This is a genomic window from Mesorhizobium sp. WSM3860 (assembly GCF_002294995.1).
Lineage (GTDB): Bacteria > Pseudomonadota > Alphaproteobacteria > Rhizobiales > Rhizobiaceae > Mesorhizobium.
Genome location: NZ_NSGF01000025.1, coordinates 56,925 through 70,229, shown reverse-complemented (window position 1 = coordinate 70,229; position 13,305 = coordinate 56,925). Strand labels below are relative to the sequence as shown.

General features: G+C 59.9%; 13 protein-coding genes and 1 pseudogene. 11 read left to right on the top strand and 3 right to left on the bottom strand.

Annotated features, from left to right (window positions below):
• From fdxB to CK220_RS27645, 3 genes are all read right to left on the bottom strand, one after another.
• Positions 1-266 (bottom strand): ferredoxin III, nif-specific (gene fdxB / locus CK220_RS27655; protein WP_095814558.1); only part of this gene is annotated, 266 nt, incomplete at its 3' end.
• Positions 263-466 (bottom strand): CCE_0567 family metalloprotein, encoded by a 204-nt coding sequence (locus CK220_RS27650; RefSeq protein ID WP_095814557.1) that lies wholly within the window; start codon positions 464-466, stop codon positions 263-265. The genes CK220_RS27650 and fdxB, both read right to left, overlap by 4 nt.
• Positions 467-836: 370 nt before the next feature.
• A complete protein-coding gene (locus CK220_RS27645; protein ID WP_245429422.1) occupies positions 837-2,732 on the bottom strand; it encodes an ABC transporter ATP-binding protein in 1,896 nt (631 codons plus the stop codon).
• A 686-nt stretch (positions 2,733-3,418) separates the two neighbouring features.
• Here CK220_RS27645 and nifS point away from each other — a divergent pair.
• The 11 genes and pseudogenes from nifS to nifT all read left to right on the top strand — a co-directional run.
• Positions 3,419-4,555, top strand: a pseudogene (gene nifS, locus CK220_RS27640) (cysteine desulfurase NifS); the annotation flags it as partial.
• Positions 4,529-5,005 carry a nitrogenase stabilizing/protective protein NifW gene (nifW, locus tag CK220_RS32655; RefSeq protein WP_348629680.1) on the top strand — a complete coding sequence of 159 codons (477 nt, stop codon included), beginning with the start codon at positions 4,529-4,531 and terminating at the stop codon, positions 5,003-5,005. The pseudogene nifS and the gene nifW, both read left to right, overlap by 27 nt.
• Before the next feature lie 182 nt (positions 5,006-5,187).
• Positions 5,188-6,039 (top strand): electron transfer flavoprotein subunit beta/FixA family protein, encoded by an 852-nt coding sequence (locus tag CK220_RS27630; protein ID WP_095814554.1) that lies wholly within the window; start codon positions 5,188-5,190, stop codon positions 6,037-6,039.
• Between the two features lie 19 nt (positions 6,040-6,058).
• Entirely contained in the window at positions 6,059-7,165 is a 1,107-nt protein-coding gene (locus CK220_RS27625; RefSeq protein ID WP_095814553.1) for an electron transfer flavoprotein subunit alpha/FixB family protein, read from the top strand.
• A gap of 11 nt (positions 7,166-7,176) precedes the next feature.
• Entirely contained in the window at positions 7,177-8,484 is a 1,308-nt protein-coding gene (locus CK220_RS27620) for an FAD-dependent oxidoreductase (protein ID WP_095814552.1), read from the top strand.
• 12 nt (positions 8,485-8,496) lie between these two features.
• Positions 8,497-8,796 carry a ferredoxin family protein gene (locus CK220_RS27615; protein ID WP_067318654.1) on the top strand — a complete coding sequence of 100 codons (300 nt, stop codon included), beginning with the start codon at positions 8,497-8,499 and terminating at the stop codon, positions 8,794-8,796.
• Positions 8,797-8,937: 141 nt separating this feature from the next.
• Entirely contained in the window at positions 8,938-10,698 is a 1,761-nt protein-coding gene (nifA, locus tag CK220_RS27610; RefSeq protein WP_095814551.1) for a nif-specific transcriptional activator NifA, read from the top strand.
• A 256-nt stretch (positions 10,699-10,954) separates the two neighbouring features.
• A complete protein-coding gene (nifB, locus tag CK220_RS27605) occupies positions 10,955-12,436 on the top strand; it encodes a nitrogenase cofactor biosynthesis protein NifB (protein ID WP_095814550.1) in 1,482 nt (493 codons plus the stop codon).
• A gap of 32 nt (positions 12,437-12,468) precedes the next feature.
• Positions 12,469-12,663, top strand: coding sequence for a 4Fe-4S binding protein (locus CK220_RS27600; protein ID WP_095814549.1), 195 nt, complete (start codon positions 12,469-12,471; stop codon positions 12,661-12,663).
• 91 nt (positions 12,664-12,754) lie between these two features.
• The gene (locus CK220_RS27595) at positions 12,755-13,081 is read left to right on the top strand and encodes a nitrogen fixation protein NifZ (protein ID WP_095814548.1); all 327 of its coding nucleotides are present in this window, start codon (positions 12,755-12,757) and stop codon (positions 13,079-13,081) included.
• Entirely contained in the window at positions 13,078-13,290 is a 213-nt protein-coding gene (gene nifT / locus CK220_RS27590) for a putative nitrogen fixation protein NifT (protein ID WP_095814547.1), read from the top strand. Before CK220_RS27595 ends, nifT begins: the two co-directional genes overlap by 4 nt.
• The last annotated feature ends 15 nt before the right edge of the window (positions 13,291-13,305 follow it).

The following is a 13,305-nucleotide window of genomic DNA, read 5'->3' as shown; positions in this document are numbered from 1 at the left end:
GGGCAGACGCGGCCGCAGGCTCCGCAGCCAATGCAGCGGCCGGCATGGTCGACAACCATGACCATGCGATTGAGCTCGCCGTCGAAGTCGTCATCCTCGCCCGCGCAGATGCCGAGGATTTCGCCTGCGTCATCGACGCCATGAAGGTGCATGACCTCGCGCGAGCAGACCTTGAAGCAGCGGCCGCAGCCGATGCAGGTCGCGCCATCGATCGCCGTCAGATAGTGGGGCGTCCAGGGAGAGCCGTCGCGGGTGACGTTCGTCATTGTGAATCCTCCAACGCCGCAAGTTGTTCCTTTGCCGCATCCAACTCGACAAAAATCTCAAAGGCTTTCCGAGCGACCGCCTTGATCTCGGTCCAGTTGACCGCCAGGTCCTCGGCAAGGTCGTGCAAGTCCATCATGGCGTCTCCGGCGCGCGCCTGCAGCTTGCGGAGCTTCTTCTGCAACATCTCAAGCTCTGACATGATCCCTTCCTCGCAAGCCGGTTTTCCTACGCCGCGCCTATCGGGACGCGCGACAGTTTTTATGCACAGAACGCGTATCTGGCGCGGACGCGGCGCGTGGCTTTCCTTCGCTCCACTGATCGCATCAACCAGAATCTAGATGGTTGCGCGGCTGCCGCCTCAGGAGGAAGACTCAAGTGCCGTGACGGAAACGCAGGACGAAGCTCATAAGAAATTGTCTGCATCCCATTCGTCGGTTTACTCGAGAGCGCGAAAAAGGTCGGCCCCAGGCCTGTCTTGGATTCCAAAGATCCGACGAGAGCTGGCGGGCGCCTTTTCAGGAACAGCCCGACCGGATTGCTGGCGAAGGCAAGCTGAAGTCACGCCGCCTTCAACCACGTTGCACCTTGGTCTCATTCCACCCCTTTGTCAGCTCCAAGGCCTGCCGCTCGAACAGGCGGCGATAGATGCCGTCGCGACGGATCAGCGTAGCATGGTCCCCCTGCTCGGTGATGCAACCACGGTCGAACACAAGCAGCCGGTCGAGTGCTCGCACCGTCGAGAGCCGGTGCGCGATGACGAGCGTGGTGCGCCCGACCATGAGCCGCTCCATCGCCTTCTGGATCAGCACCTCCGATTGCGAGTCGAGGCTCGATGTCGCCTCGTCCATAATCAGGATCGGGGCGTCGGCGAGGAAGGCGCGCGCTATCGCCACACGCTGGCGCTCGCCGCCTGAAAGCTTCACGCCGCGTTCGCCGACGAGCGTACCGTAGCCGTTCGGCAGACGCGCGATGAAGTCATGCGCGCTGGCGAGCCGCGCCGCCTGCTCAACGTCGGACCGAGACGCACCCGGCCGTCCATAGGCTATGTTCTCGGCCAGCGAGCGGTGGAACAGGAGAGGCTCCTGCTGCACGATCGCGATCTGCGAGCGCAGCGAGCCCTGCGTCACCCGGGAAATGTCCTGCCCATCGATCAAGATTCGTCCAGCATCCAGGTCATAAAGCCGCTGGATGAGCTTGACGAAGGTGGTCTTGCCGGAGCCAGATGGGCCGACCAGACCGACCCGTGCGCCGGCCTCAATCGATATCGACAAGTCGCTGTAGAATGGCGACCAATGATTGCCATAGTGGAAATGGACGCTCTCAAAATCGATGTGACCCTTCGTGATCCGGATCGGCTTGGCGCCCGACACATCCGCCACGTCGGGCGGCTGGCTGCAGGTTTTGACCAGTTCCTCCATCTCATTTACAGCTTGCTGGATGTTGCGCACGTGTCTGGAAACATCACGCAAGTAGCCATACAGGACGGTGAAAGACGCGAGCACGAAGGCGATGTCACCTGGAGTAGCCTGGCCGCGCGACCACACAAATAAGGCATAGCCGATCAAAGCCGCTCTCATCGCAAGAAGCATGATTCCCTGGAATGCACCACCGACCGTCCCGCGCACCCAGCTCCGGCGGGTGCGGTGCCGCCACTTGGAGATGACTTTCGCGAGGCGATAATCTTCCCGCGCTTCGGCGCCGAAGCCTTTGACCACCTGGTTACAGCTGATCGCGTCCGCAAGCGAGCCGCCAAGCCTCGTATCCCAGCTGTTGGCAAGGCTTGCCGCTGGCGCCACATAGCCGAGCGACAGGATAATGATCAGCGCCACATAGCCAACAGAGCCGCAGGCGATGATCAGCCCCATCATCGGCCAGTACCAGCCGAGCAGAATGCTCGAGCCTACGAGCATGATGAGCGAGGGGAACAACGCGCAAAGGATCGTGTCATTGAAGAGGCAGAGCGCCCATATGCCGCGCGTGATCTTGCGCACCGTCGAGCCGGCGAAGGTTTTCGCATGCCAGTCGGTAGAAAAGCGCTGGACACGATGGAAGGCGTCGCTGGCGATGTCGGACATCATCTTCAGAATGAAGTCATTGATGGCAATGAAGGCGATGTTGCGCATCACGACGACGCCGAGTGTGAGCGCAATCAACGTCGAAAAGGCCGCAAGTGCCGCATCCCACACGACCGCGTCGGCTGCCGCTCCTTGGGCGACCGCGTCTACGAGCCGTCCGGAATAGAGCGGCGTCAGAACGTCAAGGAGCGTTGCACCAAGCACCGCGATCATAATGATCGCGAGCCGGACCGGCTGTCTGCTCCAGTGGCGTATGGTGAAGGCGAAAACGTCGCGAAAGGCGGCGCCGCGCAGATCGGTGTGAAAACGACGCCTGCCTTTGAACGAGCGCACCAGGACTCTCGGTCTCAAGAAACCTGAAATGGAAGGTCTGTGTGAGGACGAAAACATCGCTCGGAACGCGGGGAGCCGATCTGGACCTGACATGTTGCTTTCTTCCTTCGTTCCATGATCGCGATGTCATCCGCGAGATGAATATTCGGCCGCTGGCACGCGCCGCCTTACGAGGAGAACCGCAATAGCGGTGCCAAAGGGGCTAAGAAAGAAGCCGAGAAGAATTTCTGCATATTCTTCAATGGCAAACGGGAGCTCAGCAGGCAGCGGGGCGAACAGCGCCGCGTCGCGCACTCGACAAACCCGACAGGACGCATCGGTGACGCGGGCATCCTTGGCGGACGGCAGACGGATTGCTCCTCACGCGAAGCGGAATTCACGCCCAATTCAACTCCGTTCACCGTCGAACAATGCCCCGCCGATGTCGGACATGCGACACAGCAGTGTTGAAGCCATCTTGTTGTTTTGAAATGATCTCCTTGTTTGGCACGGTCCATGCGTGGCTGTTCGAGAACGCGTCGCGGCCTGAAGGAGAAACAGTCCACGCCCCTGCGCACCGAAAACGCCGCGGCTTAAAGACCGCGCTTTCCCGGGCCGGCGCTAGGCTGGCGCTTCCTCGAGGCGAGCGGCCGCGTCAGCTCCAAGAAGCGCGGGCCGAATATGGCCGCGGCAAATCCTTCGGCTAGCCATCATCATGACGACCGGCGTGCGCTTTGCGGGCGCTCAGGAAAAGGATCACATCCATGAGGCCTGTTTATCTGGACAACAACGCAACGACACGGGTCGATCCTGAAGTCGTTCAAGCAATGCTGCCGTTTTTTACCGAGCAATTCGGCAACCCTTCGTCTAGCCACGATTTTGGCGCTTCCGCCGGGGCGGCGGTGAGAAAGGCGCGCCTGCAGGTGCAAACGCTGGTCGGCGCGGAGTTCGACGACGAGATCACCTTCACCTCGGGCGGGACGGAAAGCGACAACGCCGCGATCCTTTCGGCGCTCGAGTTGACGCCTGAGCGCACTGAGATCGTCACTTCCGCAGTCGAGCATTCGGCCGTGCTGACGCTTTGTGCCCACCTTGAGAAGACGCGCGGCATCAAGGTGCATAGGATTCCGGTGGATCGCCACGGCCGGCTCGACCTCGACACCTATAGGGCCGCCCTCACCCCGCGCGTGGCGATCGTCTCGATCATGTGGGCCAACAACGAGACCGGAACGATCTTCCCCGTGGTCGAGCTTGCTGAGTTGGCCAACGACGTCGGCGCCCTTTTCCATACCGACGCGGTGCAAGCGGTCGGCAAGCTTGCGATCAACTTGAAATCGACCGCAATCGATATGCTGTCTCTCTCCGGTCACAAATTACATGGACCGAAAGGGGTCGGCGCACTTTATGTAAAACGCGGCGTGCACTTCTGTCCGCTGATCAAGGGAGGAAGCCAGGAGAGCAATCGCCGCGCGGGCACGCAGAACACGCCAGGCATCGTTGGCCTCGGCGTGGCAGCTGATCTTGCCTTGAAATTCATGGAGGACGCGAACACGCGGGTAAAGGCATTGCGAGACCGCCTCGAGAAAGAACTTCTCCAGCGCATCCCAGACGCCTTCGTGGCCGGCGATTTACGAGCGCGGTTGGCGAACACTGCAAATATCGCCTTTGGACATATCGAAGGTGAGGGCATATTGCACTTCCTCAATCGCGAGGGCATCGCCTGCTCCTCCGGTTCTGCATGCGCCTCCGGCTCGCTGGAGCCGAGCCATGTCTTGGTGGCGATGAATATCCCCGATAGCGCGGCACACGGCGCAATCCGTTTCTCCTTTTCGCGCAACAACGGCGAGGAGGACGTCGACCAGGTGCTCGAGGTCATGCCCGGGATCGTTAAGAAGCTGCGTGACCTTTCCCCGTCTTCGCCAGCGACGACGCAACCCCGACCGCCGTTTCCGGCCAAGAAAAATGCAATGCGCAGCTGTTTTGCTGAAAGCCGTGCCATCGATGTCACCGACATTCTCGCACGCCTGAAGAGCCTGTCGGCTGCGGAGGAGTTCTTCGAGGTCCTTGGCATCTCTTATGATCCGAAGGTGCTCAATGTCTCGCGGCTCCATATCATGAAGCGCATGGGCCAGTACCTCGCTGAAGAGGATTTCGCCGGTCTTCCCGACGGGGTGATCGGCGCGCGGGCGCGTGCGACGTTGGAACGCGCTTATGAGGATTTCGCGACATCATCGCCACTCACGCAACGGGTCTTCAAGGTGCTCCAAGAGCACGATCCGGACAAACCCGCCACTCGGGACCGTGCCTTTGTCCCGTTCGATTCGATCCTGAGGCGGTTCGAGACAGAATGAGCGCGACAAAGTCCACACGACAATGACGAAAAGCCGACAAAACCGGTCATCACGACGGCACCTTTGGAAGAAAGCAAACCGATCTCAAAGAGAACAGAGCAGCGCATAACGGTTGGCACGAATGATGCTGCTTAGGAGATGAACGCCAGGGCGGCTTGCGGACTAGAGCCGAGAGGGAAGCAATGCACATTGTAATCTGTATCAAGCAGGTGCCGGATTCCGCGCAGATACGTGTCCACCCGGTGACGAACACGATCATGCGCCAGGGCGTGCCAACCATCATCAACCCTTACGACCTGTTCGCCCTCGAAGAGGCACTCAGATTGCGTGGCGCCCATGGTGGCGAGGTCACCGTGCTTACCATGGGTCCGCCGATGGCAGAAGATGCGTTGCGCAAGGCGCTCACCTATGGCGCCGACCGCGCGGTACTCTTGACCGACCGCTGCTTTGCCGGCTCGGACACGCTGGCGACCTCCTTTGCGCTTTCTCGGGCAATCGTGAGAATTGGCGAGACCTTCGGCGCGCCGGACATCGTCTTCGCCGGCAAGCAGACGATTGACGGCGATACCGCCCAAGTTGGGCCCGGCATCGCCAAGCGCCTTGGCCTCCTGCAGTTCACCTATGTGGCGAAGATCGCCTCTATCGATCTCGACGCGCGCGAGATCACCGTCAAGCGCCGTTCGGAAGGCGGTACGCAGATGCTGAAAAGCAGGCTGCCTTGCCTCATCACAATGCTGGAAGGCACCAACGAAATCCGCAGGGGCTCGCTCGACGACGCCCTGCGCGCCGCACGCAGCCAAATCGTGAAGTGGAGCGCGGCCGAAGCTGGCATTGAGGACCTCACCAAATGCGGCCTGCGCGGCTCGCCGACGGTCGTCAAGCGCGTTTTCGCCCCTACCACGCGGGCGGAAAAGGCGACGCAGATCGACACGACCGACAAGACGCAGCATGGCGTCGCTGACGAACTGATTGCCGCAATCTTCACCCGCCAGCCAGCGCTGGAACACGAACTCGCCTTCGACGGCGGCCAGTGACCGGACGGCAAGGAGAGAGATGTTGAAGGCGAAACGCGAAGCCCCTCCTTCCGCCGGCCGTGCCGGCATCAAGAAGGAATTGCCTGAGCACTTCAGGGACTATCGGCACGTCTGGGTTTTCATTGAACTGGAACGGGGCGAGGTCCATCCCGTCTCCTTCGAATTGCTTGGCGAAGGCCGCAAGCTCGCCGACAAGCTTGGCATTCAGCTTGCGGGAATCGTGCTCGGACCGCCGGGTGAGGCCACCCAGCATGCCGTTGCCGAGGCCTTCGCTTACGGCGCCGACCTTGTCTACCTCGTCGAGGCACCGCTGCTTGCTGACTATCGCAACGAGCCTTTCACCAAGGCAATGACGGATCTGGTCAATACCTACAAGCCGGAGATCCTGCTTCTCGGTGCGACCACGCTCGGCAGGGATCTCGCCGGCTCAGTAGCGACGACCTTGCTGACAGGGCTCACTGCTGACTGTACCGAACTCGACGTGGACGTCGACGGTTCGCTCGCCGCGACCCGTCCGACTTTCGGCGGTTCCTTGCTATGCACGATCTATACGCTCAACTACCGGCCGCAGATGGCCACCGTACGACCGAGGGTCATGGCCATGCCACCGCGGACGGATAAGCCGATTGGGCGTGTCATCCGGCACCAGCTGTCGATGACCGAGGAAGAGATCATCACCAAAGTCCTTGGCTTCAAGCTCGATCGCCAATCGGCAAAGGCAAATCTCGCCTACGCCGACATCGTGGTTGCCGGAGGCCTCGGCCTCGGCTCAGCGGAGAATTTGCAGCTTGTGACGAATTTAGCGCGTGCAATCGGCGCCGAATATGGCTGTTCGCGCCCGCTGGTCCAGAAGGGCTGGATGCCGGCCGATCGGCAGATTGGCCAAACGGGCAAGACCATCCGGCCAAAGCTTTACATAGCGGCCGGGGTTTCGGGCGCCATTCAGCATCGGGTTGGCGTGGAGGGGGCTGATTTGATCGTAGCCATCAACACCGACCCGAACGCCCCGATCTTCGACTTTGCCCACCTCGGCATCGTCACCGATGCGATCCGTTTCCTGCCGGCATTGACGGAAGCTTTCACCCGGCGGCTGTCGCCGCACAGTCACGACAAGCTTGCGAGCTAAGGGAGACGGCTATGATCGAAGAAGAATTCGACGCCATCGTCGTCGGCGCCGGTATGTCCGGAAACGCGGCGGCCTATACTATGGCAAGACAGGGCCTGACGGTGCTGCAGTTGGAGCGCGGCGAGTATCCGGGCTCCAAGAATGTCCAGGGCGCCATCATGTACGCCGACATGTTGGAGCAAATCATCCCGGATTTCCGGAATGATGCGCCTCTCGAGCGGCATCTGGTCGAGCAGCGATTTTGGGTGATGGACGACACCTCCCACACCGGGATCCAGTATCGATCGGATGATTTCAACGAGGCGAAGCCCAATCGCTACACGATCATCCGCGCCCAGTTCGACAAGTGGTTTTCGCGCAAGGTGCGCGAGGCCGGCGCGACGGTTCTGTGTGAGACGACAGTGACCGACCTCGTCCGCAATGCCAAAGGTAAGGTGGTCGGCGTGCGCACCGACCGGGCCGGCGGGCCGATCTACGCGGACGTCGTCGTGCTCGCAGAAGGTGTCAACGGACTGCTCGGTACAAGGGCCGGCCTGCGCAAGATGCTGAAGCCACAAAGCGTGGCGCTCGCTGTCAAGGAGATGCATTTCCTACCCGATGAGGTCATTGAGCAGCGGTTCGGCCTCCAAGGGGACGAAGGCTGCGTGATCGAAGCGGCGGGCACGATCTCCCGCAGCATGGCTGGACTTGCGTTCCTCTACACCAATAAGGAGTCGATCTCTCTGGGAATCGGCTGCCTCGTCTCCGATTTCGCCAAGACAATGGAGAGCCCATACGTCCTCCTCGATGCCTTTAAAAACCATCCTTCCATACGGCCGCTGATCGCGGGCTCGGAAGTCAAGGAGTATTCCGCGCATCTCATTCCCGAAGGTGGCTACAAGGCAATTCCGCAGCTCTTCGGCGACGGTTGGGTCGCGGTCGGCGATGCCGCCCAGCTGAACAACGCCATTCACCGCGAGGGTTCGAACCTTGCCATGACTTCCGGTCGCATCGCCGGCGAGGCGATCATTGAGATCAAGGGCCGCAACCAGCCGATGATCAGGAAGAACCTCGCCCTTTACAAGACCATGCTGGACAAGTCCTTCGTGGTCAAAGACCTGCGGAAATATAAGGACATGCCGGCCCTGATACACACCAACTCCCGAAATTTCTTCATGACTTACCCGCAGTTGATGTCGCAGGCCGCGCAGAACTTCATGCGCGTCGACGGCACTCCGAAAATCGAGAAGGAAAAGGCGACCACTGCTGCCTTCATCAAGGCGCGTTCACGCTGGGGGCTGATCAGCGATGTGGTCCGCCTGGCACTCGCATGGCGCTGAAGGAGAAACAGGATGACGATCGCTGTGACGAAGTTACGTGTCGAGGAGAAGCTTTATCAGAATCGCTATCTAGTCGATCCGGGCCGCCCGCATATCAAAGTGCAACCGCACGAGAGGCCGAGCGCGAACCTGCTGGCGCTGACACACATCTGCCCGGCCAAGTGCTATGAGTTGAACGACAAGGGCCAGGTGGAGACCACTTCCGACGGCTGCATGGAATGCGGCACGTGTCGCGTGCTGTGCGAGGCCAGCGGTGAGATCGTGTGGAATTACCCGCGCGGCGGCTTCGGCGTTCTCTTCAAGTTCGGATGATTGGCGCAAAGTGCGAGAAACGAGAGGTTCGCAATTGCGGTCAAGACCGTCAACATTGTTCGCAAATTACTATGTTTCTCGAACTCAAAATACAAAAAAGGGCTCAGGAGGGACACCTTAGACAACGCTTGAGGTGTTCGCATGGCTCACATGCCTCCAGATCGGGTCGGTGAAATTGGATCACGAAACACTCCCCCTGAACCTGCGGTGGAAGCGGTGCGCGATGCCGACAGCTTGCTCAGGGGAATCTACGAGATATCGAAGGTTCTGACTGCCCCGGCCCGGCTGGAGATTACGCTTGCCAATGTCGCGAATGTCCTCTCCTCGTTTGTGCATATGCGTCATGGTGCAATCGTCGTCCTGGGCGCTGAAGGACAGCCGCAGATCAGCGCAACTAGCGGCGGCACTGTCACTCAATCAGGCGCCGGCAGCGTCGTACCCCAGGCCGTAATAGACAAAATCGTCGCTACTGGAGTGCCGATCGTCATACAAGACACAAGCACGTCTGAGCTATTCCAGGCTGATCCTCAATCGAGCAGCGATACGATCGCAACTACCTTTATCGGTGTCCCGCTAAAGGCTGAGGAAAAGACCTTCGGGACACTGTCGATCGACCGCGTCAAGGACGGTAGTACCAGGTTCCGCTGCGAGGAGGACCTACGCTTCCTGGCCATGGTCGCCAATCTGGTCGCTCGGACCATCCGCCTCCATCGCACTTTGAGCACAGCTCGTCAGTCATTTATCGAAAAGCAACCGAGACCAGAGCAGTCGCTCGACGAGGACGGGACCCATCCGGCCCGGCATCCGGATGTCAAGATCGATGGAATCGTCGGAGAAAGCCCCGCGCTCAAGCAAGTGCTCGAGACCGTCTCGGTCGTGGCCAGGACAAATTCCACCGTGCTTCTGCGAGGCGAAAGCGGTACCGGAAAGGAGTTCTTTGCACAGGCCATCCATAAGCTTTCGCATATGAGGGAGAAATCCTTCGTCAAATTGAACTGCGCCGCACTGCCCGAAAGCGTTTTGGAATCGGAGCTCTTTGGCCACGAGAAGGGCGCCTTCACCGGGGCTATCCTGCAGCGCGCCGGCCGGTTCGAATTGGCTAATGGCGGAACCCTGCTGCTTGATGAAATCGGCGAGATTTCGCCTGCCTTTCAAGCCAAGCTGTTGCGCGTCTTGCAGGAAGGAGAACTGGAGCGAGTAGGCGGCACCAGGACCCTAAAGGTTGACGTGCGGCTCATATGCGCCACGAACAAGGACCTTGAGACGGCTGTCCGGAATGGAGAGTTCAGAGCAGACCTTTATTACCGCATCAACGTGGTGCCAATAATCCTGCCTCCCCTCAGAGAACGCCCGGGCGATATCCCACGCCTTGCGAAATCTCTCCTCGGCCGATTCAACAAGGAAAACCGTCGCGACCTTGTCTTCACGCCGTCGGCGCTTGATCTGATCTCGCAATGCTATTTCCCTGGCAACGTGCGTGAGTTGGAGAATTGTGTGCGACGGACGGCCACACTTGCGCGTTCAACGACAATAACGCCGGCGGATTTCGCTTGCGAGAACAGCCAGTGCCTTTCTTCGCTTCTGTGGAAAGGAGCTGGCCGCTCGCAAGGCGGCTATGCCGTCGACGAGTTCGCACGTGGCAATATGATGCCGGTTGGATCGCCGCTGCCTGCCATGCGAAGCGGCGCTTCACACAATGAGGCATCGCCCGGCAAGACCTGCGACCCCAACCATCCCGCTTGCCCTGCAATGAACCCGCGTCTGACGGAACGCAACCGACTAATCGATGCGATGGAGAAAGCCGGCTGGGTTCAGGCCAAGGCGGCTCGTTTCCTCGGTCTCACGCCGCGGCAGGTCGGCTATGCTTTGCGCCGGCATCGTATCGGCGTGAAGAAGTTCTAAACGTCATTGATGAACATCACATTGGGGGCACGGCTGCCCCCGCAATAGGTGAAACTGAGACAAACACGGGTACGTTTCGTGACCACGTTCTGTCCGTTCGTCGGGGGCCCGACACAACCGTGTCGCAGCAAAACGGACACAGTGGGGCACAAAGGCCGACGTAAAAGCCGACATTGACGGACAAAAACCGGTTTTGGAGTTGGCATATCTCTTGCGCTCTGACGTGCGAAGTTCACACCACGCACGGAGCCGTTCAATGTCCGCACCGATGATTTCGCTAGAGGACCTTTCCGGCACGACATCCTTCGATCATTTGCCGGCGAGTGCGAGATCCGCTGGCTGCGCATCTTCATCCTGCGGCTCCTCCGCAAAGCCGCACGAGATCGACACAGCTGTCTGGGAGAAGATCAAAGATCATCCGTGCTTTTCAGAGGAAGCGCACCACTATTTCGCGCGCATGCATGTGGCGGTCGCCCCGGCCTGCAATATCCAGTGCAACTACTGCAATCGCAAATATGACTGTGCCAATGAAAGCCGGCCCGGGGTCGTCTCGGAGAGGCTGACCCCTGACCAGGCGCTGCGCAAGGTGATCGAGGTCGCCAACGAAGTGCCGCAGCTTTCCGTACTCGGCATCGCCGGCCCGGGCGATGCCTGTTACGACTGGAAGAACACGAAGGCGACAATTGAACTGGTCGCCAAGGAAATCCCCGACATCAAGCTGTGCATCTCCACCAACGGGCTCGCGCTTCCAGACCACGTCGCCGAGCTTGCGGAAATGAATGTCGATCACGTGACGATCACTATCAACATGGTCGACCCGCAGATCGGTGCCAAGATCTACCCATGGATCTTTTATGATCACCGCCGTTATGCCGGCGTCGAGGCAGCCACGATCCTGCACGAACGACAGATGTCGGGGCTGGAGATGCTGACGGCGCGCGGCATCCTCACCAAGATCAATTCGGTCATGATCCCCGGCGTTAACGACGAGCACCTGATCGAGGTGAACAAATGGGTCAAGGAGCGCGGCGCATTCCTGCACAATGTCATGCCGCTGATTTCCGACCCGGCACACGGTACGCACTACGGCTTGAGCGGGCAGTGCGGCCCCTCGGCAATGGAGCTGAAGACCCTTCAGGATCGTCTCGAAGGCGGAGCCAAGCTCATGCGCCACTGCCGGCAGTGCCGGGCCGATGCTGTCGGCCTGCTCGGCGAGGATCGTGGCCAGGAATTCACGCTCGACCGGCTTCCCGACAAGGTCACCTACGACGCCAGCAAGCGCGAGGCCTATCGCACGGTGGTCGCGCGCGAGCGGGGCGATCGCATGGCGGCCAAGAGCCAGGCGCTCGGGATGGTCAAGACCGAGGGCTCCGGCAAGTCGCTTCTGGTCGCGGTAGCGACCAAGGGTGGCGGCCGCATCAACGAGCATTTCGGCCATGCGAAGGAATTCCAGGTTTACGAGGCCTCGCCGAAAGGGATCAGCTTCGTCGGTCATCGCAAGGTCGAGCAGTATTGCCTCGGCGGCCGGGCCGAGGACACGAGCTTCGACGGCCTCATTTCTACGCTCGAAGGCGTAGACATCGTGCTGTGCGCGAGAATTGGAAGTTGCCCCGAGGATCGACTCAAGGAAGGTGGTATCCGGGCAACGGATGCCTACGGGTTTGACTACATCGAGACCGCCATCGGCGCGCTTTACGCCGCCGAGTTTGGCGGTGAGCCACTGGTTGCGACGGCATGAGCCGTCTCGTTCCAACCGAACCGGAGTTGAAAATGGCCTATAAGATCATCGCTTCCCAATGTACCCAGTGTGGCGCCTGCGAGTTCGAATGCCCTTCCGGCGCGATCAAGTTCAAGGGCGAGAGCTACGTGATCGATCCAAAAAAGTGCACCGAATGCGAGGGGGCCTTCGAAACGCAGCAATGCGCCTCGGTGTGTCCGGTGTCGAAGACTTGCGTTCCCGCCTGACCTCCATTTCGGCTACCGACAGGGTCGAGGCGCACTCCGAAGGACCATCGACCTCGTGTTGGAAAGCTGCAGCCGAGAGAAAGGAACGGCCATGAGCCTCGGACGCGAAGAGGACATCGAAATCCGTACACCCCCACGATTCATGCCGGGTGACCGGGTCCGCGCCACACGCCACATAAAAAATGACGGCACCTATCCTGGCAAGGAGGTCGGTGAAAACCTGGTGCGTAAAGGCGACGAGGGCTATGTGCGCGACATCGGCACCTTTCTCCAGCAATTCTACATCTATGCGGTCGAATGGGTCGATCGCGGCACCATCGTCGGCATGCGTGCGCGTGAACTTATGAGCCTTGAGACGGCCGGGATTCCTTGCACTTCCGAAATCGGTGCTGGGTTTGACGAAGGAACGACCGGATGAGGGTAATGATCCGCAGGACCGGTTCTGGCTTGTCGGCATATATTCCCAAAAAGGATCTCGAAGAGCCGATCATCAAGGTCGACAACGAACACTTGTGGGGTGGCGCTGTGACGCTGAAGAACGGCTGGCGGTTAGTCTTGCCCGACCTTCCGCGGGATACGGCTTTGCCGATAACCGTGGAGGCAAGAAAGATTTCCGACGAGGACTGACCGTCGGGTTGACAC

Bases quoted from the DNA above. Each gene is read 5' to 3' on its own strand.
- CK220_RS27645 (WP_245429422.1), bottom strand. From the start codon at position 2,732: ATGTTTTCGTCCTCACACAGACCTTCCATTTCAGGTTTCTTGAGACCG.
- CK220_RS27625 (WP_095814553.1), top strand. From the start codon at position 6,059: ATGTTGAAGGCGAAACGCGAAGCCCCTCCTTCCGCCGGCCGTGCCGGC.
- CK220_RS27615 (WP_067318654.1), top strand. From the start codon at position 8,497: ATGACGATCGCTGTGACGAAGTTACGTGTCGAGGAGAAGCTTTATCAG.
- CK220_RS27600 (WP_095814549.1), top strand. From the start codon at position 12,469: ATGGCCTATAAGATCATCGCTTCCCAATGTACCCAGTGTGGCGCCTGC.
- nifA (WP_095814551.1), top strand. From the start codon at position 8,938: ATGGCTCACATGCCTCCAGATCGGGTCGGTGAAATTGGATCACGAAAC.
- CK220_RS27595 (WP_095814548.1), top strand. From the start codon at position 12,755: ATGAGCCTCGGACGCGAAGAGGACATCGAAATCCGTACACCCCCACGA.
- nifB (WP_095814550.1), top strand. From the start codon at position 10,955: ATGTCCGCACCGATGATTTCGCTAGAGGACCTTTCCGGCACGACATCC.
- CK220_RS27620 (WP_095814552.1), top strand. From the start codon at position 7,177: ATGATCGAAGAAGAATTCGACGCCATCGTCGTCGGCGCCGGTATGTCC.
- nifT (WP_095814547.1), top strand. From the start codon at position 13,078: ATGAGGGTAATGATCCGCAGGACCGGTTCTGGCTTGTCGGCATATATT.
- CK220_RS27630 (WP_095814554.1), top strand. From the start codon at position 5,188: ATGCACATTGTAATCTGTATCAAGCAGGTGCCGGATTCCGCGCAGATA.
- nifW (WP_348629680.1), top strand. From the start codon at position 4,529: ATGCCCGGGATCGTTAAGAAGCTGCGTGACCTTTCCCCGTCTTCGCCA.
- CK220_RS27650 (WP_095814557.1), bottom strand. From the start codon at position 466: ATGTCAGAGCTTGAGATGTTGCAGAAGAAGCTCCGCAAGCTGCAGGCG.